General features: G+C 55.3%; 33 protein-coding genes. 4 read left to right on the top strand and 29 right to left on the bottom strand.

Translation table 11 applies throughout. The annotated features are described in order from the left end of the window. Positions 1-148 precede the first annotated feature (148 nt). From APH35_RS21130 to APH35_RS21010, 26 genes are all read right to left on the bottom strand, one after another. Positions 149-781 (bottom strand): hypothetical protein, encoded by a 633-nt coding sequence (locus tag APH35_RS21130; RefSeq protein WP_060515409.1) that lies wholly within the window; start codon positions 779-781, stop codon positions 149-151. Between the two features lie 103 nt (positions 782-884). Continuing rightward, complete coding sequence (locus APH35_RS21125) at positions 885-1,505, bottom strand: hypothetical protein (protein ID WP_060515408.1); 621 nt, start codon at positions 1,503-1,505, stop codon at positions 885-887. After that, positions 1,506-1,751 carry a hypothetical protein gene (locus tag APH35_RS21120; RefSeq protein WP_060515407.1) on the bottom strand — a complete coding sequence of 82 codons (246 nt, stop codon included), beginning with the start codon at positions 1,749-1,751 and terminating at the stop codon, positions 1,506-1,508. A 140-nt stretch (positions 1,752-1,891) separates the two neighbouring features. Next, on the bottom strand, positions 1,892-2,422 hold the full coding sequence (locus APH35_RS21115) for a hypothetical protein (protein WP_060515406.1): 531 nt from the start codon (positions 2,420-2,422) through the stop codon (positions 1,892-1,894). Positions 2,423-2,538: 116 nt separating this feature from the next. After that, positions 2,539-3,480 (bottom strand): signal peptidase I, encoded by a 942-nt coding sequence (gene lepB / locus APH35_RS21110; protein WP_082425841.1) that lies wholly within the window; start codon positions 3,478-3,480, stop codon positions 2,539-2,541. Beyond that, positions 3,477-3,737 carry a hypothetical protein gene (locus APH35_RS21105; RefSeq protein ID WP_060515405.1) on the bottom strand — a complete coding sequence of 87 codons (261 nt, stop codon included), beginning with the start codon at positions 3,735-3,737 and terminating at the stop codon, positions 3,477-3,479. The genes lepB and APH35_RS21105 overlap by 4 nt, the downstream gene beginning before the upstream one ends. Positions 3,738-3,739: 2 nt before the next feature. Continuing rightward, positions 3,740-4,480: a hypothetical protein gene (locus APH35_RS21100; protein WP_177335382.1), complete on the bottom strand. Its 741-nt coding sequence runs from the start codon at positions 4,478-4,480 to the stop codon at positions 3,740-3,742. 8 nt (positions 4,481-4,488) lie between these two features. Continuing rightward, complete coding sequence (locus tag APH35_RS21095; RefSeq protein ID WP_060515404.1) at positions 4,489-4,731, bottom strand: hypothetical protein; 243 nt, start codon at positions 4,729-4,731, stop codon at positions 4,489-4,491. Positions 4,732-4,883: 152 nt separating this feature from the next. Then, entirely contained in the window at positions 4,884-5,132 is a 249-nt protein-coding gene (locus APH35_RS21090; protein WP_060515403.1) for a hypothetical protein, read from the bottom strand. A 321-nt stretch (positions 5,133-5,453) separates the two neighbouring features. Continuing rightward, positions 5,454-5,930: a hypothetical protein gene (locus tag APH35_RS21085; RefSeq protein ID WP_060515402.1), complete on the bottom strand. Its 477-nt coding sequence runs from the start codon at positions 5,928-5,930 to the stop codon at positions 5,454-5,456. Positions 5,931-6,316: 386 nt separating this feature from the next. Beyond that, positions 6,317-6,589 (bottom strand): hypothetical protein, encoded by a 273-nt coding sequence (locus tag APH35_RS21080; protein WP_060515401.1) that lies wholly within the window; start codon positions 6,587-6,589, stop codon positions 6,317-6,319. A 149-nt stretch (positions 6,590-6,738) separates the two neighbouring features. Then, on the bottom strand, positions 6,739-7,062 hold the full coding sequence (locus APH35_RS21075; RefSeq protein ID WP_060515438.1) for a hypothetical protein: 324 nt from the start codon (positions 7,060-7,062) through the stop codon (positions 6,739-6,741). Between the two features lie 102 nt (positions 7,063-7,164). Continuing rightward, positions 7,165-7,323: a hypothetical protein gene (locus APH35_RS28860; protein WP_156341230.1), complete on the bottom strand. Its 159-nt coding sequence runs from the start codon at positions 7,321-7,323 to the stop codon at positions 7,165-7,167. A 153-nt stretch (positions 7,324-7,476) separates the two neighbouring features. Beyond that, entirely contained in the window at positions 7,477-8,562 is a 1,086-nt protein-coding gene (locus tag APH35_RS21070; protein WP_256213807.1) for a DNA cytosine methyltransferase, read from the bottom strand. Continuing rightward, positions 8,525-8,950, bottom strand: coding sequence for a hypothetical protein (locus tag APH35_RS29470; RefSeq protein ID WP_256213806.1), 426 nt, complete (start codon positions 8,948-8,950; stop codon positions 8,525-8,527). Before APH35_RS29470 ends, APH35_RS21070 begins: the two co-directional genes overlap by 38 nt. A gap of 166 nt (positions 8,951-9,116) precedes the next feature. Beyond that, complete coding sequence (rdgC, locus tag APH35_RS21065; RefSeq protein WP_060515400.1) at positions 9,117-10,037, bottom strand: recombination-associated protein RdgC; 921 nt, start codon at positions 10,035-10,037, stop codon at positions 9,117-9,119. Between the two features lie 111 nt (positions 10,038-10,148). After that, positions 10,149-10,937, bottom strand: coding sequence for a hypothetical protein (locus tag APH35_RS21060; RefSeq protein WP_060515399.1), 789 nt, complete (start codon positions 10,935-10,937; stop codon positions 10,149-10,151). Positions 10,938-10,949: 12 nt separating this feature from the next. Beyond that, positions 10,950-11,276 (bottom strand): Arc family DNA-binding protein, encoded by a 327-nt coding sequence (locus APH35_RS21055; RefSeq protein WP_082425840.1) that lies wholly within the window; start codon positions 11,274-11,276, stop codon positions 10,950-10,952. A gap of 50 nt (positions 11,277-11,326) precedes the next feature. Continuing rightward, positions 11,327-11,731: a TraR/DksA family transcriptional regulator gene (locus APH35_RS21050; protein WP_060515398.1), complete on the bottom strand. Its 405-nt coding sequence runs from the start codon at positions 11,729-11,731 to the stop codon at positions 11,327-11,329. A gap of 249 nt (positions 11,732-11,980) precedes the next feature. Next, a complete protein-coding gene (locus APH35_RS21045; RefSeq protein WP_060515397.1) occupies positions 11,981-12,487 on the bottom strand; it encodes a hypothetical protein in 507 nt (168 codons plus the stop codon). A 112-nt stretch (positions 12,488-12,599) separates the two neighbouring features. Further along, positions 12,600-13,100, bottom strand: coding sequence for a hypothetical protein (locus tag APH35_RS21040; RefSeq protein WP_060515436.1), 501 nt, complete (start codon positions 13,098-13,100; stop codon positions 12,600-12,602). 55 nt (positions 13,101-13,155) lie between these two features. After that, complete coding sequence (locus APH35_RS21035; RefSeq protein ID WP_082425839.1) at positions 13,156-14,031, bottom strand: SprT family zinc-dependent metalloprotease; 876 nt, start codon at positions 14,029-14,031, stop codon at positions 13,156-13,158. 603 nt (positions 14,032-14,634) lie between these two features. Next, complete coding sequence (locus APH35_RS21025) at positions 14,635-14,880, bottom strand: hypothetical protein (RefSeq protein ID WP_060515434.1); 246 nt, start codon at positions 14,878-14,880, stop codon at positions 14,635-14,637. 191 nt (positions 14,881-15,071) lie between these two features. After that, a complete protein-coding gene (locus APH35_RS21020; protein ID WP_060515395.1) occupies positions 15,072-15,371 on the bottom strand; it encodes a hypothetical protein in 300 nt (99 codons plus the stop codon). A 247-nt stretch (positions 15,372-15,618) separates the two neighbouring features. Further along, positions 15,619-15,894 carry a hypothetical protein gene (locus APH35_RS21015; RefSeq protein ID WP_156341229.1) on the bottom strand — a complete coding sequence of 92 codons (276 nt, stop codon included), beginning with the start codon at positions 15,892-15,894 and terminating at the stop codon, positions 15,619-15,621. A 44-nt stretch (positions 15,895-15,938) separates the two neighbouring features. Then, positions 15,939-16,211, bottom strand: coding sequence for a hypothetical protein (locus APH35_RS21010; RefSeq protein ID WP_060515393.1), 273 nt, complete (start codon positions 16,209-16,211; stop codon positions 15,939-15,941). A 153-nt stretch (positions 16,212-16,364) separates the two neighbouring features. Between APH35_RS21010 and APH35_RS21005 the strand changes: the two genes are divergently transcribed. The 4 genes from APH35_RS21005 to APH35_RS20990 all read left to right on the top strand — a co-directional run bounded on the left by APH35_RS21005 (position 16,365) and on the right by APH35_RS20990 (position 18,053). Then, a complete protein-coding gene (locus APH35_RS21005; RefSeq protein ID WP_060515392.1) occupies positions 16,365-17,015 on the top strand; it encodes a hypothetical protein in 651 nt (216 codons plus the stop codon). Between the two features lie 132 nt (positions 17,016-17,147). Beyond that, positions 17,148-17,333, top strand: coding sequence for a hypothetical protein (locus tag APH35_RS21000; RefSeq protein WP_060515433.1), 186 nt, complete (start codon positions 17,148-17,150; stop codon positions 17,331-17,333). A gap of 43 nt (positions 17,334-17,376) precedes the next feature. After that, a complete protein-coding gene (locus APH35_RS20995) occupies positions 17,377-17,559 on the top strand; it encodes a hypothetical protein (RefSeq protein WP_060515391.1) in 183 nt (60 codons plus the stop codon). Positions 17,560-17,759: 200 nt separating this feature from the next. Next, entirely contained in the window at positions 17,760-18,053 is a 294-nt protein-coding gene (locus tag APH35_RS20990) for a hypothetical protein (RefSeq protein ID WP_060515390.1), read from the top strand. 39 nt (positions 18,054-18,092) lie between these two features. Here the strand turns inward: APH35_RS20990 and APH35_RS20985 are convergent, their stop codons facing one another. The 3 genes from APH35_RS20985 to APH35_RS20975 form a co-directional block, all read right to left on the bottom strand. Further along, positions 18,093-18,371, bottom strand: a complete 279-nt coding sequence (locus tag APH35_RS20985) for a hypothetical protein (RefSeq protein ID WP_060515389.1) — start codon at positions 18,369-18,371, stop codon at positions 18,093-18,095. Positions 18,372-18,979: 608 nt separating this feature from the next. After that, a complete protein-coding gene (locus tag APH35_RS20980) occupies positions 18,980-19,270 on the bottom strand; it encodes a hypothetical protein (RefSeq protein ID WP_060515388.1) in 291 nt (96 codons plus the stop codon). Positions 19,271-19,633: 363 nt separating this feature from the next. Continuing rightward, the gene (locus APH35_RS20975; protein ID WP_060515387.1) at positions 19,634-20,059 is read right to left on the bottom strand and encodes a hypothetical protein; all 426 of its coding nucleotides are present in this window, start codon (positions 20,057-20,059) and stop codon (positions 19,634-19,636) included. Between the last annotated feature and the right edge of the window lie 328 nt (positions 20,060-20,387).

Genomic DNA, 20,387 nt, shown 5'->3' with positions numbered 1-20,387 from the left:
CTCGCCACGAAACCATATCCAGCGCATTCAACCGACCCCCCTATTACCGCGCAGCAAGGGGTGTCGGCTGGAGCTGGTGAAGCAAGCGCAGCTGCATCTTGGTGCGCTATTGAGTTCTCTAGTTGCACGATTTCACCTGAGACACCGATCAGAGGAACACCGAGGTGCCGCCCGCTGGGGGTTGCGCTTGGGATGGTTGAACTGCCGGCGACTCACCCGTCGACACTGGGGGCGAGGACAGAAGCGCAGACGCTTCCTGCCGGGCTTGGTGGATGACTGCGGGATTAATTGCCTTCCAGTAGCAATAGGCCGAACGGGAGTTCTCGTGCATGGACAGGTCACGCTTGCGCATCAAATGCTCGATCTCCGAAACCACCCAGTGGCCAGCGCCAAAAGCTTGATCCTTGCCCGAAAGCCAGAAGTTGGCATCAGTGATCTTGAAGAGCATCTCGAAGACAGCCAGCGCCACAACTGCCACTGGATCAGTACTGCACTTCAGACGGGCCATGATCGGACCGAGAGAGCGTATATGAGCCACGCGGAGCGAATTGGCCCAGGAAACAGAACGAGGGCGGCCCACCAGCTGGGGCAAAGTGATCTTATAGAAGCCCTTTGCTTGGGGCTTAACCAGGTCGCGGATGTGGGCGCTGCAATCCCCGCAGAGAGTGCTGTTGGCGTAGAGGCGATCCTGCCGGCGCCCGCTCATCCCTGGAGAGGAAAAGCTGAACAGATCAATGTGCCCACAAAGGCACTTGGTTGGAGCAGTAATGTGAGCCGCCATGGACACCTCCAGAAGTTTTGCCGGCGAAAACCACCGGAATCGACCTGAAGCATAACACGTACGTATACGATATGGATCACTTGATTCTGTGAATTTCCCTTCCCTAGGCGGCCGGCAGCAGCGACAGGATTAGGGGGCCAAGCTCCTTGGCCGTGTAAGCACCGGATATAGCCATCTTGACGCGAAACGGGATGGGCTTACGCCCCGTGCGGATCAGAATGAAATCCTCCAGTGACAGGCCGATTCTGGACGCCTGCTCACTGTCACTCAGCCCAGAGATCGCTGCCAAACCATCGAAGAAGGCACTGACCAGGTCTGGTGAACCGCCGGCGTCAAGGCGATCGAAGAAACCGTACACCAATGTCTCGCGGACCACCTGTGACTGTTGATTGGCCGCCTCCACTGCCTCCCGAATGGGCTCTGGCAATGCTGCGAGCAAAGTCGACAAGGTCACCTCCACACCCATCGCGCCCAGCGTGCGTATGCGCGCTGGAGGAGGCAACGGGCGCATGTGCACTCGGCATTGGCGGATCATGGAGATGCTGATGCCAATTTCTTTGCTAAGCCGGGTATCCGCCCAGCCCTGCTCGTCGCGGAACTGGTCCATCAGCTGGGCCCAGGCAACATTGCTCAAACCGCTATCCGCCGATTCGAAAAAGAGATTGCGAGAGCTCAGGTTGGCTGCCGCCTCGGTACCGCTGCTCCCTTCATGAAGGTCGAACATCTATTTGCTTCCGTTCGGTTCTGCAGCAACCTGGTCATCCAGCTCAACAGGAGCGGCCACGAAAGAGCGAATGATGAGGTACAGGGCCCCTCCGACAAGACAAAGGAAGACGCCCTTAAAAATGAGCTGGGGGGAAATCTGCACCACGCCGGCGCCAACAGCCATGGTAGCCAGCAGGCCCATGACTACGACGACAAGAGCAACCACGACGCGAATGATCAGAGAATGTGAGGAACGGCTATCCATGACTAGGCCCTTTCGATACGTAACGTGTACTGATAATACTGGATGAGTGCATATCAGTACAACGCCATGTGTGACCCCTCGGAGCCCAAAGGTCCGAGGGCAAAAAAAACCCGGGCACTTGGCCCGGGCATACAGCTGGTTTACAAACTGGCCACCCCAAGCGGGATGATTGGCGAGGTAACGGCATGCAGTCCGAAACCGTTCCCCTCGATGCTTACCGAAGCAGTCTTGATGCGAATAGCCCCCAGAATTCCGACATTGGAATTGGAAACGATGCGCTCCTGGCCAGTCTGCGTAACTGAAACAGGTTCGAAATCGGCGCCCATGTCATTGGCCAGCAACTGGTTGATGCGTTTAACCATTTCGGATGCAGCTTCGTCGGCAAGACCTTCTGCCGAAGCGGAGTCAAAGCAGATACCGATCACCTCTGCATCCGCACCAGACTCGTCGTCATCCTGGGACAACACTACGTGGGCCGTGGCCTTCAGTTCACTGGAGCTCACCAACTCGGCGAAGACTGTCGATCGATACGCTTGCTCAAGTTCAGCGAGCTCAGCGTCACGTACCGTTCCTGCAGGGTACGACCCCACCTGGTGCAGCAGGTTACCGCGAGAATCGACTGCAGCTGCTGCGAGTTGGGCATATTTGATTGCGGTGTCATGGAAGTTCATGCGTTTCTCTCCTGAAAGGTGGGTGCAAGGCCTTGCGTTGCCTTACAAACAGGTAATGAGGAACACGGGGGTGTATTCTTGCGTTGCTCCATGACAGCTTGCTCCTTGATAGCGAATCAGCGAGATATTCGACTGAATTCCAATCTGCCGTTAGTGAAATCAAGATCAAGAATGGCGCGACCTATTATTTCCTTGTCCGAGACAAAACCCCAGTAGCGGCTGTCCAAGCTATTGGGGCGGTTATCACCCAGTACAAAATAAGAACCGGCAGGAACAGTACATGACAAGCCTGACACGCTTCTCTCACAGCCGGGAATGGCAGGAAAGTCAGTGCTTACACCAAAGTCACTGCTGCCAGGGTCTTTGATCGTGCCGATTTGTAAGTCCTGAATTTTCTCCAGCGTATAAACGGCTTGTTTGAGCTTTCCGCTAGCTTCATCTTCGTAAGCAAATGGCTTCTCGCCCAGATGTACCGCCGGTGCATTATTAATGGCTAATACACCACCTTGATAAGTGATGTGGTCACCGGGGACTCCAACCACACGCTTGATGTAAGGCTTAGACGGATCGAGTGGGAATCGGAAAACCACAACATCCCCAAATTTCGGTGGTCGGCCTTGCGTGATTGGCTTCGGAACGAATGGTAATCTCATACCATAGGTGAACTTATCGACTACAACGACACTACCCACCACAAGTGTGGGGCGCATTGATGACGACGGAACAAGGTATGGCTCGGCGACAAAGGATCGGAATAGGAGCAGGAACACGGCAACAGGCGTCAACTCCACCAGAAAGGCCACTACCCCTTGCGTGAAGTGATGCCGGCCTTTAGCTCCCAGATATCGTTCATACATCCAAAACGGCAGCCCAAGGACTGCTGCAGTCGCGAGCAAGGTCGCCATGTCCAAAAATGTGCAAAGCAAAATGTATGGGCCAAGCACCGCAGCGGCGCACCCGAGGGAGTAGATCCAGGCTGGTCCATGGGCCTGATACTTTTTGCGACACAGCGCCGGAGCAGCTACCGTCAAGCCAACCCCGATCAAGAACAGACTCATAGGTATTTGCCCATCTTTACATGGTAACGATAGATAACTAGGCGGATTATGAACAGAGCGACAAAAAAACCACCCATTGCCCAGCCAATAACCTTGACCCAAAAGCCGTAGCTGTAAGCAGGGATGATTTCGAACTTTTCCAGGAGGAAATCAGTTAAGGATCCAACCACCCAGAAGAGCGCTGCAACCACCCACCCATTCATGAGAAGTTGAATATTATACTTTACGCCATTGGGCTGCTTCGATTTTGCGAGCATATTTACTCCGCTGCTATAAACGACCACCCTGCACGGCTTAGCGCGCATTTGTATCCGCTCAGCGGCTTGATCAACAAAGTAGACTCAAGTGACGCAGCAATACAATCAAAGTGATAGCTGTAGTATAAAGAAAGCTTCTCCACGTCCGCTCTAAGGGCTCGCCAGTATGCCTCGTAATGCCGGCTGCCTAGAACTGGAGCAGTATTTTCGTATTGGAGAGGAAACGGCTGCAGGGTTAGAAGCACCAACCGGAATTTCGATCGAAGCCAGGTGCATGAAGCTTCGATAATAGACTCGCTCTGTTCTGACGACCTGAATTTGTCGCGAACTTCCAGCCGGGTTATAACAAAGACGCTGCCAGCTTCGAGCACTGCAGAGAAGTCCTGGTGGCAGGTTCTCACCAGCTCGTGAACCAGCTTCTGGACGGTCTCGCTGACCAGATCGCAAGCCTCAGCCAAGGAGTATCGCTTCCCCTCCCCACTGGACAACAAAACCGCGTCCAGGACAGCGACTGGTACAGCCTCTGACTTCGATAGCAGCCAGGCTGTAACCAGTCGCCCTTCACATACCGCAGAGCCATCAAATACATCCCCTGAAAGGCTCAGCTCCACGGCATAGCCACCTGCGAGCTCTACGCGCTCAACCACCCCGCGGTGCATCGGTATCTCGCTGTAGAAACCGGTGTCGATCAGGCTTCGCACATACGGGCGGCAGGGGGTGACTTGCGCCAGGCTGGCAGGCACAGTGAAACTCAGCGCAGACCGGTGCCAGCACGAGCCTGCTCACTGGCCTTGGCCTTTCTACGGTCGGCCATTTTCATCAGCTGCACGAAGAGCACCGCCATCATCAGGACCGCGATCAGCACGAAAGCGAGTGCAGGGGTGATGTGGCCAATCTTTGCCCACACGAAAACGAAAGCCGCCAGTGCCAGGGCTGCCGGCACTTGGCCGACAATGTTCAATGTACGCATGGCCCAAAATTGGATTCGTTGCATTTCAAGCTCCTTGAATTGATTGATAACACGTACGCATAATACAAGAAGAATCTATATGCTGCTAGCCATTCGATGTCATGATGCCGCCACAAAAAAAGGCCTCAGTTCACAGTAATGAACCGAGGCCTTGTGGTCACCGACCAGGGAGTGACTTACAGAGGGTTGAAAATCGAATAGAAGCACACGGCCAGTGCAGCTGCGCAAAGGGCCGAGCACAGCCAGAGCAGGATATTGACATCGCGCAGCGAGCGGTCAGCAAAGCCCTGAATGGCCTGGGCCTGCTCAGGGCCAGAGGCGTTTTTCACACTGAAAAGAGCTTTCCGGCGCTTGATTGCGATCGAGATGATCACGGCCAGCACCACAACGGCGATACGAGCGAGCATGTCGGTAGTGATAGTCATAGCGGTTCCTCAGGTTGGGTTGGATACAGAACAGGTAAACGACTTACTTAGCGAGAGGTGGCATCACGGCTGCCGCCCCCTTGTTGAGTCATGGTTTTGATGGCTGCTAATACTGGGTCCCTGGGCCCGGCATCTTCGCCCTCGCAATGGGTGTGGTGCTCACCTGGCTTAATCAGGCAGTACCGCCCCACTGGCTTAGATGCTGTTACCTCTAAGCGATGCTGGGCACCAGGTTTGAACAGGATCAGGCCGACAGCAGCAACAGCGCAGACAGTGGCAACGGCAGCAATAGCGGTGCGCAGAGAGAAGAATCGCCCTCGACTATTCACCGACAGCAAACTCCACCCCGGTCGACAGGCTGATCATCTGAACTGCAAGGTCTGGGTTTATCAGCCCTTTTGAGGCGAGCCCCCTGATCTGGCCGGAGAAGAACTGCACGAAGAATCGTTGCGAGGCGTGCACGCTTTGCTCAGCAGCACCCTGCTCCTTCACCTGGTCACGGCGCTCGATGGCAGCGGCGGCTGAGGTGGCGATAGCGTTGGCCAAATCCCCAGCTCCGGCCTCGCCTCGGGAGGGCAGCCTCGTCACGTCAAGCTGCGCAAGGACATCATGCGGGAGATGCAAGCTCGAAAAACCCTCACCGTACCACCCGTCATACACCGACACCCCGTGCTCGTCGGTGGCCAGCACAGTGAAAAAACGAGAGAGCTGGTGGGGCTGATCGTCACCAACAGCAAGCTTGGGTGGGTTGGCCACCTCGTAGCCGGCGCCGACCTCGAATTCGAGTGTGTTGGCCAAATTGAACGCTCCTATCGGTTCCAAGAAATCGCCAGACGCAAGAATACATAACGCGTACGCATACGGCTATAGGATAGTTGCAAATCTGCATGATTCTTGCCGTTCATTGAAGCAGCGGGCAGCGCCTGGGAGGACACGCCAGCACCGAAAAATCAGATCTAAAAAAAAGACCCACCATCTAGGATGGTGGGTCGGATCTAGCGTTACTTTATAGGTAGCTCTGCTGAGCGTTTATTTGGATTGCAGCGGCTTGCTATTTTGGCTTGCACCGTACTTTACGCGTCTGAACTCACCTTTGATGGCAGCTACAGCTCCCATCAAAGGTGCGAAGAAGATACGCGGTGCTTGCCTTGCAGCATTAGCGAACTCGGACCCAAATGTATTCTTCATTCTTCAGCAAACTCCCGAATGGCTCTGTAAGCACCAATACAGATAAATATAAAGAAGAGACTTGCATCAGCCAAAACTAGCGCTTGCTCAAGTAGCGTCAATATATCAAGCGTGAACTTGCTAATACCGAAGTCAGCAAGGTAGTGGACTAAATGGTTGAGCAGTACTGCAGGCACCATAATGATGAAAAAGATGACCGTGCCGACGAAGCCATGAGCTGCGAAGTGTGCGATCGGATTCCACCAAGGTTTTTTGTGCGTTTTCGACATCTATTACTCCTGAAAGGACCTGGGGCGGTCGTTGAGAAATCCCATAGGCCTTCTTGCGGTAGACCTAGCCCCTGGAGATGCGTAACGCGGGCGTGTAATCGGCAGGCACAAAAAAGCCAGGCATAACCTGGCTGGGTGGAACGTCTCGATTAGCTCTGCCGGGTCTGACGCAGCCGACCTGGTGTGAATTTGCCCGAGAACGAGAAGCCGAGCTCCCTCACTCGCTCGCGGACCTTCAGCTTGTTGGATTTGTCACCCCGCTCCTTGTGGAGCTCGACATGCTCTGCCTCCACCTGGAGTAAGAATTCGACGTCCTTCTGACACAGCTCCAAGGACTGCTCCAGTTTTTTCCGGTCCGAAAATTTCTTTCCGATCAGAGCGGCCGAGGCCGCAGCCAGGACGGTACTGGTGACGGCAGCAAATGCATTTATCAAAGCGGATTGAACAGCAGGATCGTTAAGTGCGAGAAGCATGATGGCCCCCTGAAAGTTAACTTGCTCCAAGGGGATGCTTCACAGAAACCAGTAAAACGCAGGCACAAAAAACCCGCTCTATCGGCGGGTTCTTCGTGACTATCAATGCTTTGGAGTAATTTTGCCAGACCGGTCGCCTTCCCCGGCTTTAGCCATCTCAGCCTTGATAGCCTTGTAGGCGCCAACCAGAGGCGCAAAATAGATGCGAGGTGCCTGTTTTGCAGCACTCAGAAACTCTGAGGCGAAAGTCGTAGCTTTCATGTGCTTGCTCCTTCTCGGGGAAAACTATTGACTCATATATAGCAAAATAGGGGTGCGCCTTCAAGCGCGTGAAACAATTTCATCGGAAAAAGAAAACCCGATTCGCATAAGCGAACCGGGCATGTGTAGCGTTTTAGGCGAAAAACCCACCACTCAGATCAGCAAGGCCAGTGATCCAGTTTGGTATTTGTCAGACTCCGCACCAACCACCTCATTCATGCTGACATGAGCAGATCGGACGGGAAAGTTAACTATATTATTGCGAGACGCCATGACGGACCTACCAATTTCTTCTCCAACAGAGACGAATTTCGGGAAGCTCACGCTTTGGCCACAGATCTCATGGCCAGTAGTTTCAGATACACCATCGGTGAGCCCAGCTGGAATCCCTTTGAGCCTCTCATGCTCGGCTTTATTGAAAAGCCTGCTGAGCGTAGGATCCTCTGGGTGCACCAGGAATGGTTCAGTTGAACGTCCCTTTTTATATCCAGCACCAATTGTGCCACAACCATCTTCTTTACCAGTCAACAGTTGACGGACAAAACCTTTGCCAGCAGCGATATCTCTCGCCTCTTTCTCAGCAAGATAATCATACTTCTTCCATGATTCATCGTTCAGAGGTACGGGGTCTAGAATGTCATTGATGCATGACTCACGTACCTTACTGACTTTAAGGTTTTCGAACGAGAAACTGTCTCCAATCCCTGGCGTCATTGCCACGACAACGAGGCGCTTACGATGCTCAAGCGCACCATAATCCCAACCATCCAGTACTGTTTCGTGTACCACATAGCCGAGATGATTGAACACGCTTCGAATCACCGACATAGACGCAGTGTTAGCGTACTCTCCGACGTTCTCAATGATTGCGACACATGGGTTTACATGGCGCAACCAGTTAAGGTACTCGACGAACAATGCGCCAGCATCATTATGGCCTTCAGCAAATTCAAGTTTGTTCTTGCTCCTACCGCTTTTGCTTGCTCCTACGCATGGAATACCACCAACAAGGATCTCGCACAGCGGTGTGTTTTCACTCAAGTAAACATCCCGAACATCGGAGTGAATAGCGATCGAGTCATCTGTCCAGAGACAAGAATTGTTTCGCATTGAGCAGTCGAGATAATCGCTTTCCATCTCAACGCCAACTTGAACGAATGAGTCGACGCCAGACTTAACCATTCCCGAGTGCAGGGCGCGGTCAAGAACCTCCACCATGGAACAGACTTGCAACAGCAAGCTTCTGTCCACGCTCAAGCTTTTCCTTCATCCGTTTGAGACGCTCGCGGATCTTGGTTTGAATCTGCAAAGCAGTGATCACAATCCGGCCACGACGAATCGCAACCCGGACCTTATGATCATCTTCAAAGACTTCGCGAATTTGATCAGATCGCAGGTCGATTACTGGATGAACAACCCCATTACGCTCACGTTTTGAAACACTGATGCACTTCCCGGCAAAGCCGGAATGAACCTCAATTAGTTCTAGACGTCGGGCAACCTTGTCAGACTTGATCGAGTATTTGTTGCCAATCTGAACACCCGCAGTCAAAAGATGACGGCCTTCCATGAAAACACGTGAAACGCCTTTCGATTCGCCAATTTTTGCGTTGATGATGGTGGTCATTGTGCTGCTCCAAGTAGTCGGCACAGCTCCCCTGACGGGGACTGGGCCCGATCGGGGAAATGACAAACTGGTTGTCCGTACCTACCTGGAATGAAAAACAAGGCTCCATATTTTCCGGCCAAAGAAAAAGCCCCCGTCTCGGCGGGGGCTAGGTGTCCAGCTTGGATCAGATCGACGCCGGCATCTCCTCGCCACCCAGCGATTCGTACAGAGCCGGGAGGAATTCGGCGAACGTCATCATCATCAGAACGAACGTGGCGTCGGCCTGGGCCAGGGCATCCTCTCCCCCGTCCTGGGCAGCCTGCTCCTGAAGCAGCTCTTCGAACTTCAGGCGTCTGATCACTAGCTTGTCGTCCAGGACGAATGACAATTTGTCCTGCCAGGCCAGCGACAGCTTGGTCGCGACCTTGCCAGTTGCCAGGTGATTTTTGATTTCGTCGCTGGTGAGATCCTGCCGCTTGCAGCGAACCGATCCGCCATCTTCATGGGTGTCGTGCAGTTCACATTCGTCCAGGACATAGAAGCCTCCGCTCGCCTGGCCGGTTTTGAGCCAGTCAGTGAGGGTCGCGCTCGGGGCGATCTTCACCGTAACCGGGCGCACCGGCAGGGACCCCATTACTTCACGGAGCGTGGAGAGCAGATCCTCTGCACGTTTGGCGCTCGCGTTGTTGACGATGATCAGCCCGAGCTTGGGCGCGATAGCCGCAGTGATTACTCCCCGACGGATAAACGCCTTCGGCAGCATGGCCTGGATCGTTTCGTCCTTGATCTGGTCACGCTCTTTCTTGTAGACCTTGCACTGCTGGGCGTTCTCGATCTCCTCGACCTTTTCCTTCACAGTATCATTGACCACGCTTGCCGGCAGGATGCGCTCTTCCTTCCGAGCACTGATCAGAAAGAAATTCCCGCTCTGGTGAACGAGTGGAGCATCCTCCCCTTTGCCCAGCGGCGCGATGAAGCCATAGGTGACCAGCTCTTGCGAACCGCACGGCCGTGCCGGCTTCGACGCCAGGGCGGCTTGGAGAGTATCCGCGGCAAATTCAATATCTTGGGTCAGACGGTAAACGGTCAAATTCTTAAACCACATTGTCATGCCTTGTTATGTGATGTCGGTGATGACAGAGCCGTCATGAGCACTGTCTTGATTGATTGAGGTCGCAGCACCTGAGTGATTTCTGATGGGGAGGTGAACTGCCGATCAGCCGGCAGCCGCGTAGCAGAGCCAATCGATCTCGTCGGTGGGGTTAGGCCGTTCGAGCAATGCCCACCATCCTCCCCACTCCTCACAACTGATCGGTCGCGATGTACCCGGTGCCCCTTCTACGCAGAACTTGCCTGAGTCCGACGACCAGGTGACTACCAACAAGGAGGCATCGATGCCCTCCTTCCCGCTCCAGTTCCAAAAATGGCCGGCACTTTCCGGAGCCGCCTGCGACCAGGTTCGGCGCGTGCTCTCCTCAGCAGACCGCTGGCGCCCAGCAGGCGCATTTTCCAAACGGGCGGATGGTGAGCTGCTGAAAGTCGCTAGAGGGCCTTCATTGGCCGTCTGCTGCAGCCAGGGCATCGGAGAGTTCATGTACGCGATGTAGTTGGCAAAGAGATTCGCGGTGTCACGCACTCCTACCGCGGTCGCGTACTTCAGGAGTTTGGCCGCCTGCGCTGGTTGTGGCGCTGTGAGCAGCTTTCGCAAAAACACAGCTTCTGCCGCTGAGAACTGATGGCTGCCGGCATGGCCGCTAGCTCCTGGTGGAACACTGAGCCCCGAGGCATGCGCCTCGATCATCGCCCGGTCGACCTCCGCATCGAGCGATTCCCCGCTCAGCAGTGCGTCGATGCCGATACGAACCATTGGGGTGTTAGCTTTCCCGGTCCGGAGGGCGGGGCCACGCAAGTAGAAATACCGCTGGGCGGCCTTCAAGAGCAACGCCGCAATGTCGGCAGTGCCGGCGCCAATTGCGCCAGGAGCTACATCAAGCAGGTTCCCCATGGCGATCGTCCTTCACTGCGCGCTGGCGATCGACAGTCGCGGCGGCTGCTGCACACCTGCCTTCGGTGTTTCGTTGCCCTGAGCTGCCCTGATCTGCGCCAGCTCTTGCTCCAGCTCCTCACAACGCCGGGTAACCTGCGCCAGTGTGCGCACCGTCAGGTCGCCATGCTTATCCTGCTCGATGCTCAAGTCCAGGCGGGCGATGATTTCGGAGTTCATGCTGCGGTGATTGCCTTTCGCGATATCAGCGATCTGCTCGCGCATGCCGTCAGGCAGACGGACCACGAATTTGTCAGCTGTGCGGGAGGACTTGACGGGCAGGGATTGGGACTTGGGCATGGGGAATAACCTCAGTAAGACGGGCTGGCGGCATTACAGGTAAATGTTGATTACGCAGCGCGAAGGTGCCGGGATTTGTTCTCGCGGCTCTCCTTGGCTTCGACAGTCAGGAGCGATCGAGGATTTGAGAGCAAGCGACGGAGACCAATCGGCTCACCGGTGTCTTCGCACCAGCCGTAACTACCGTCTGCAATCGCAGACATGGCCAGCTTGATATCGCGCAGACTTTGGTTTTCACGCTCGATGCTGCCCAGGATGGACTGGCGCTCTTGTTCGATCAGTGCGGCGTCCACTTCATCAGGGGCTTTCTCCAAGCCCGTCAGGTCGACGCGCAGCTGCTCGATGCGCCCCATGGCTGTAGCACTTTCTTTCGCCAGCAGGTTTTTGAAGAACGCTACTTGCTCAGGGTTCATGTACTGGTCGTCGGGCTGTTGCAGCAGTTCCTGAGGGGTCATCGATTGGGCCTCGTGATTGGTTGGGTCAATGTGCCTGGCGCCAGCGTCTCGACTATCGAAACTGCAGCTTGATGGCACCATGCCGTCATTTTCACACGCACCGATATTACGGCCAGTATCAGAAACGCACAACAGCAAAATTACACATACGTGTTATGCATGCGAGAAAATATTTTCTGACGATCGCCCGGGTTTCCTGCAGGCGAAAAAAAAACCCCAGCGCCTAGGCGATGGGGTTCGGGAGAATCGTTATGCTGCTTCCGGCTGAAGGCTTCGTTTGTCCACGTAGATTTCCTGCACGAGATGAACTCGGTCTGGATTCTGCTGCGCAAATTGAGCAAGAGCGGCGCCCGGGCTACCACCACCACAGCGGAACGTCTGGAGCCCATCTTCGTTTGGCATCGAGTAGACCAGCAAGAACGCGGTGTCCTCGTGATAGCGGTTGGCAGCGTAGTCGACAGCTTTCCCTGTCAGACCGGCCATTTCAACAACCCACTGCAGGGTTTGAGTTCGAACCTCAAGCTCGATCATTGCCTCCTCGCCAGTCCTGGGGAACTGAGCCTGAGACAAATCGCGGCCCATGTATGCTGCTTTCGCTTTCTCGAACTGACTGAGCATGAGATGCGCGAAATCGCCGAACTGGAAAGCCAACTTTGCCCGCATAAGGTCCAACGGCTGATAGAAGTCAGGAGCCTTCCAATCAGCTGGCACTCGGCCTTCAGTGGAGACTGCAACTGCTTGGTTTGGGTTAGTCATGGTGCGGCACCTCATGTGCGTTAAGTTTGTAGGTGGAGATGGCCCACACAGAAATGTATGACGTGCGGCCTCGCCCCTATCGCTGGGTGCATGGTGCCGGCATGCAAAAGGCTCACGCCGCTTGCACGTCCAGGATGTATAGATCTGCAGGGACGCTCACGACATCCCCGAGCCAACGCCGAACGGCGTCCCTCTGAGTTGCGACTGGGAAGCCAGGCTCAGCGCTCATCATGAAACCAAAAGCCTTGAAGCTCGCTTCACGCATGGCCCATTCCAAGCTTCGTCCGCTCAGATCTTCGACAGACACGGTCTGGTACGAATGGTCTGTTCTGCAGCGACCAAGCATGCCCGGTGCGGTAGCCCGGGCGAGTAGCGCCGAACCGCCAGCGGCGAGCTCAGCGCCATTCTCATCCGCTACCATCCAGTCCCAGTGGTTCGCCGCGACGACGTCACGCAGGCTGAGCTGGGGCTGTGAAAGGTGCGATTTGGCCATGTCGAGCGCATGCTGCGCATTGGCTGCAGCGAACAGTTCGCCGGTGACGACTCGCAATGCTTTCAGGCGGAAAGTGTCGGCGGCATCGGGGTGTTGCTGGGTAGGCTCGGTATGACGCATGACGGGCTCTACGCGAATTGCTTCAGGGGTAATGGGCGCTTTCATAACCGCCACTTCAGCCTACACCTGCTCGCACCATCCGCACCTTCACCCCTCGCTGCTCGAAAGCCTTAGCTACGCGCCCTTGACGCTCGTCTTGGCCATCGCCGAAGACGATGGCGTGAGTCACCCCGCCTGGCAAGGTGTCGGGGGTCGGATGCCTGGTCACCGAGGCCAACGGGACATTCAATTTCTTGCTCAACAGCTGGCGGTGGCGTTCACCCGTGATTAAGCAGTCAACGACGACCTGGTTCACCTGGTGATCAATGATGAGCTTGGCGATCCGGTCAGCTTGAGCGCTGTCGAGCGCGGGGCCTGAGGTACTAATGAAGAGTTTCGAAATTACAGGAGCAGGTGCTTTCTCTGCCTGCTGGACGAACTCCAGAATTTCACCACACGTCTTGCATTGGAGTATGGCTGCCTTACGCTGGACCCGATTGTGCTTCGTGGTGCTGAGCTTATGGTCCTTGCCCTTACACCCGCATCTGTAGACGAAGCTTTTTTTGACCGCCCTCGACGTGTCCATGCTGTGACACCTGCTGGGGTCAAGCTTGAACACATCCCTCATGATGCCCTGCCATTCTGCTCCATGTGAGGAAGGCTCCATTCCCCAGATAGTGCGCGTGATGTAATGAGCCACTTCATGAGGGCAGGTGTCATCAAGGAACGTGCGAAGGTTTTCCTTGGCCAGTATTCGGTTAAACCGGAACTCCTGATCCTTCGGCTTGCCTGTGTGCTTGTCGATCCTGTATCGATACATGCCAGCTGTACGGCCGGTGAGATCAAATCGCACAGGTATTTCCGGAAATACTCGGCCAAAACGTGAGGACGCTAACGCCAGGCATTCTGTGACACGGGCCCTGACCGCCTTCAGTTCGTCGACGGGGAGCATCAGGCTTCAGCCTCTGGCAGCACCTGGATACTCAGCTGGGTTTCACGAGCAGAGGAAGGTGTATGCATGGCTGAGGGCGCTCCTGGATAGAAGCGCCAGATATTACACGTACGCGTTAAGTATCGTAAACGCACATATAGATGAAGAAGCCAGCTCACAGGCTCCCTGTAGATGCGCCGATCGCCTTTTCCGCGGGCAAAAAAAACCTCAGCACTTGGGCTGAGGCTTCTTGATGGTCGCTATCTTCATTGCTACCTAGGCACGAGCTTTACGGCGGCGAGAAGTATCCGGTCATAGCGCATGACCAATTGTTTAAGACGGCGGCTAGATACGTTGCCGTTGATCGCCTTGGCTACCATTCTCTCGTGACGTGCTTGGGCGCGACGCAGCCGCTGGCCTTGTTCTCCTCGCCATAATTTGAGAGGCATCTCCGGACCAGTGGGGGTAGAGTTGAGTGTTCCCATTTGCAATCTCCTGAGGCTTGCGTTGCATGACTCAGGGAGATGCGGAACGCAATTACATACGCCTCATTCGACTTTCATTTTCCAGAACTACAACGAGCCAGCCGGCCAAAATTTGCTTACATCCCGGTGGCGGCACCGCTCAATCCGCATTTTTCTTTTTCGCCCTTGGCTTCTTGGTGATCACAATATTTGGCAAGCCGCGGACCGCGTCATCCCAGTGCGGATCACGGTCAAGGTCGTTGACCACTTTGCTGATCCACACAGCCGTCTTACCCCAGCGGATGGCAAGCTGGCGGCCATTCCAGCCGCGGGCCTTGTACTCAGCTTTGAACTCTGCAGGGGTCAACAGCGGCTGTTTCAGTTGAACTTCGTTTTCCAATTTCATGCACTCGAAAATTTTGATGTCGAAGGCTGGTCGAGAGTCCACCCTCACCTTCGTACGCTACCACGAAAGCGCAGAGAGAAGATGCATTTTTAAACTATAGGACAATAATAATCAACTGGGAACAGCCTGCCCTCTTCAGTGGGGCACAAAAAACCCGGCCTCGTGAGCCGGGTGGATGAATCGTTATTGGTTCAGCATCCGAGTGCCTGGCAGTCGTCGCAAAGGCCAACCTGGAATACTTCAAGATCGGTGAAGCACCGGGGACATTGCTCGACATCATGATCTGCCGCAGGCTTGCTGATTGCGTCGCCGAACTCGGCAACCAGTGCAGCGTAGTGATCGCTGGTTGAAGCGTCACCGCGCAGCTCAAAATAGCGGTCCTCGGTCTTCGAGTAGGCTTTAAACACTTGCTTACCGTTGAACTGGCTGGCGCCCACTGAAACGGGTGCAATGTTGCGCAGCATGGCGATGTTCACGGGCATTGTTTGCATTGGGTTCTTCCTCAAGGAGTGGGTTGGCCGTATAGCTAGGAATGGCCAACAACACCTGATAAGCCGCCCCAGACGGCAGCTCCCGCGGGCGAAGCTGCGGGTATCAGCTGCCGATCGCCGCAGGCTCTTTGAGTTGCGCCTTCCTGACATTACCCTCCTGAGCAGGAAGCGCAGGTGTAAAAAACCCCGAACTGCGTGAGCAGTTCGGGGTGGTGCAGCGTTAGGGGACCAGGCCTGGCGGAAGGTACTACCAGTGCGAAGGCCACTGGATAGAATCGTCATCGTCGTAGGGGACAGGCTTCACCTTGAACCCAACAAGCAGAATCTCCAGCAGTTGCTCATCGTCCTGGGGCAAATCAAACCAACCTGCCTTGTAAAAGCGTCTCGCGAAGCTGTAGTCATCCCACAGCCGCTCGATATCGTTCTCGCTGGCCATGTAGCCTGCATTCGCCAATGCCGCACACATGCGGCGAACATCAGCGCTGCGTGCCGACGGCGCCGGCGTGTATTGAAGGTATTCCATACTGCTCATCCGCCAATAATCACTTTTTGCTCGTGTTGAGAACGTCACGCAGCGCGTTTGTAGGCCTCGATTCGCTCGTCGGCTGCGGCCAGGTAGCCCTCGACCCTCGCACGCGCTTTGGCCATGTTTTCGACATCATCGGGTTTCGCACGCGAGCACGAAATGTACGAGACCTCAGTCAAAACACGTTGGGTTATCTCTTTCCAATGGGAAACTTCATCGGCACTGCAGCAGGCATGGTAGTCATCAACCTTGCGGTGGAGACGGTCGTAGGCACGGCGGTATTCAGCGACAGGGACGGTTTTGTTGCTGCTCATGGGTGGCACTCCTCAGAAGGGAAATCTGGTTGAACTTGCCCATGGAGATGCCTCACGCACGCGTGTAACGGATGTGCCGGCGAGCACCATGGTCCTTGTTCTGCCATGTAACTCATCCCTGAGCACGATGTTCAATTCCTCAGGAGAGAAACTATGACAACACTCGTGAAAGTAGCGACCTGCTTGACCCCGGAACTTGCGCGTACCATCGTCAAGATGGCGTGCATCGTGCGCATCTCTCAGACCGGAGAAGGTGTAGAGATTCGCGACACCAGACCCCTGCTCGATCGCTTGGAGTCCCCAATCGAAGGGCGTGGTGTCGTCCGAACATTTGGCTCCACGCATTTCGTGGTGACCGAGGACCTGGCGCACCGGCTCGACGCAAAACACCTACCAGGTGAGCCGACTGAAACTTCACCGGTGACTGCGGCAGAGGATTCCGACGCGCTGAAAACGATTATTGCTGACCGGCTGGGATCTCAAGGTTGGGTGATCGTCGACGACCTGAGCTTCAACTGCACCTCTGGTGTGGCCAAAAAGCAGTACCAAACAGCAGTCGGCATCAAAGAGGCAATCGCATACCTGCAAGCCGGGGATGACGGCGCCAGGCGCCTGCTCGCTGAATACTACAGCGAGGGCAACAATGTGCTGAGCACAACCACTGCGACCTTCACCCCAGTCTGCTCGACCGAGGCTGTAGGAGCGGGCACTAGCCGTTTCGCAGCCCGAGTTGACGACGTAGTCAGCGGCACCTATGCAGTGCGCCTGCTTCGTCCTCGCGACCTGGCCGCAGATGGTAAATAGCACCACCACGCTCCCCTAAACGAACGCTCCACCATACCCCGGGTTCGCCTGGGGTTTTTCTTGGCCAGAGTTTCCTTTTGCATGTGCGGCATCACCGCGTACATAGCCAACAATCCACCGGGCGGAGACACCATGAACCATTATCAGCAACTGATCGCAGACGAAATCCTGTCTGTTCGAGGACAGAAAGACTATTGCTTGCAAGTCCTATCCGCCGGCGGCCTTCAAAGCTGGGAGTCGAAGGAATACAGCGACCTGGTTGAGGAATACGACCAGAAGCTCAAAGGGCTGAATGAAAGATTGCCCGCGGCCGGCTGATCACCAGTCCTCCCTTACCCCCCCAACCTCACCCAGGAACATCATGACCAACGCAATCGAAGCACAAGCACAGAAGGTCCGTGCCGCCTATGCAGTTACTGGCAGCGTCAACCCTGAATACGAGCGCGAGTTCGACAAACTCTCGGATATGCGTCGTGAGAACATGGCTCAGGAGTTCCGCGCAGAGCGTGGCCTGCCCCCCACGGCCGAAACCCCGTATGACTGAGCCTCAGGGACCTGAGTCTTGAACATACACACCACCGCCCCCGGCTTGCTGGGGGCGTTTTTCGTTCCGCTTCCGGCAAGGTAGAGCCAAGCTGCAATGCGCAAGAGGCACCAACAAAATCGAAGGGGTCCTTTGATGGGTTGCATCGGTTGCCACGTAGGTGTAAATCACCGTGTGCACGCAAATTTCAAGGAACAGGCATGACTGAACAACCCGACCAGGAGCTGTATTACGAGCTTCAGATCGCCGCCAATCGCCAGACCATCTGGATTCACAGCAGTGATGGCTCAACGGTCGGTCGATTCAGCCCTAGAGGAATTGATCTTCACAATACCGTTACCGAAATGATGGCCGGAGCGCCTGAATGCCGCCTGTGTACGTATGGAAGTCCAACACAGGCCGACTGGCTGACCTTTCGCAACCGCTCGCTTGAATGGTGGGGCGTGGATGTTCCTCACAATGCAATCGACACCAGTTTCCTGCTGCCAGGCTAAGAGGCGATGACAGGGCCTCACTCGGTAGCCAGGCGGCCCTTAGCACGCACTGGGCGCCTCGGTCAGAGGTGAACCCTCCATTTCATCATCGCGCTTGTCGGCCTCTTCCATACAGGCACGTAGTAACTCAATTTCTAGCAGATCATGTTCAATTTTGGTGACCACGCGGAAATCTCGCAGCAACATTAGACGCCCCATGTGATAGCCCCGGGTTCGCTCCAAGTCCGGGTGCTCACGATAGCTGCCAAGGTTCGCCATATCATTCTCCATGGCGTCCAGCACAAACTGTTTCAGGGCTTGCGGATCGATCATGCTCATGGTCTGTACCTCTCGAAATCGCAACTGGGAGAGCGTATTTCGTGAGCGTCGTGACTGTCCATTTCATCGCCAGCCTGACGCGATTACCCGCACTCAAAGAAGCTGCATGCCTGCCCTGCTCCGGGCAGCGGGTTTGAAGTCCATTCAACCTACATCGCGGTGAGCACTGACAACTGCCCCGCCCCGCTTACAGGTCACTGCAGGCAGGGCTATCAGTATAGCGCGTGGCTTCAAGGTCGGCGGCGAGGAACCGGCCGGACTGTCGCTGAGCACTGATCAGATGAGAATGACCGGCTCCGGATCATTTTTATCGGCCCAGCTATGTGTACGGCGATCCCGTGTAGTGAGCTCCCAAGTGCGAACAGTCGGAGTAGAACGTGTCGTTCTCACAGACCAAGGTAAGATCCAAATGCTCGTCAGGGACCGTTTGAGGCTCTGAAGGGCCTCCCGCACTGTTACCACCGCGTTTCGTGAATTCTTGCTCTTGCAGGCCTTTGTCAGGGTCTTCAACCCCGGAACGCTTGCCTGCAGTTGCAGCCGTGAATTTGTTCGAGGAAGACGGCAGCTAGGCACTTGTGCCTACCGGATGACTAGGCACATGTGCCTAGCTAGGGATGGGCCTCTTCAGCGATGGACTGCGCATCTAGCTGCTGCTTTCGACGCTCCATCAACTTCTGCATGTATACGATCCCATCTTCCAAGGCCTTCACCGCCCAGGACGGGCAAGGCCTGGATGATTTCTTGGTCGGATCGTTGAGCCAAGATCGAACCGCACGAACTGAACAGGGTCGCTGGGTCACGGCATTGATGAGCATCGCGCTCTCCCCCTGCTTCACCTTGTGCTTTTCCAGCAGCGCGAGGAACGCTTGCCGGTTGGCATCCCGTTGTTCGACGTCCATCAACCCTCCGAGCCTTTTGAAATTAGGCACATGTGCCTACTCGTATTCTAGGCACATGTGCCTATCAAGTGAACTACAAAATTATGGTCCCAGTCATGCCTAGGCAGTGCTTCCGACGTGCTTCCGCGGCCCAGGCCACACCTGGGCGCTGCCGGTTGGCCGTGACTGGTCAGTCGTCGTAGAAGTCGGTGTAACTCTGCAGAGTTCTCCCTCCACGAACCAGGTCGATCGTCATCTTGTTACGGTCGGGCCCCATTTGGAAGGTACGGCTGGTATCCCAGGACTTCACGACCAGCGTCACGGTACCGCCGGTGGCGTCGGTGTACTCGTTAGTGGTATCCCAGTAGGCATCAGGCCTAAACGCTATCGTCTATTACCATTCTGAGCTTGGGAAAGTCGATCGTTGAAATCGTCAAGGGACAAGCTGCCATCGTTCAATTGGAAAAGCAGGTTCTGGCCTTGCACCCTCCCCTCCGCTTTGCTCTCGCGGACCACTACATCGGTGGCCAAGAGGAACTTGCGAAGGGCTTCTTGAAATTCACGAGGGACGGTTGCGATGAAGTCGCATTGGTGGGAGTCACGGTGACGCACTTCGAAGAAACCGTCACCGCTGTACATCTGGCCCGCCCCCCTTTGCACCCAGGGATCAGTCACTACGCCAGGACTAACAGCCTCGGTGGGGAATGATGCTCGCACAAGCTCAGACAGAGCTTCAGCCATACGCTCGCTACCAGGCAGCTTGTAGCACCCCATTGGCAACGCCAATCGTGCGCCGAAATGCAGGCGCACCGCCGAGCCTCCTGAGGCTTGGTCCACAGTTGCTTTCAGCGAAGGGTAATCTCGAAGCTTTATCTCACACTGGTAGCAGACGTTTCCGACATAGAATTTTTGTCGCGTCTTGCATCCCGGGCATTCCTTCTCTGTCGCTGATCGCATGCGGACGTTCACTCATGAATTTGAATTTTTGAAATCACTCAGCCGCGGAGCTGCGATTATCGGCAGTGGTTAACGAGCGGCATCATTAGATACATAACACGTACGCATAATACTTGCTGGCAAAAGGCGGATCAAGAGCATGTATTCAATAGCTCCTGCAGCGCCAGTCGGTTGTACTGGC

This window comes from Pseudomonas sp. NBRC 111132, assembly GCF_001320565.1.
Classification (GTDB): Bacteria; Pseudomonadota; Gammaproteobacteria; order Pseudomonadales; family Pseudomonadaceae; genus Aquipseudomonas; species Aquipseudomonas putida_P.
The sequence above is the reverse complement of the archived record's forward strand: the minus strand, read 5'-3'. Positions and strand labels throughout refer to the sequence as shown.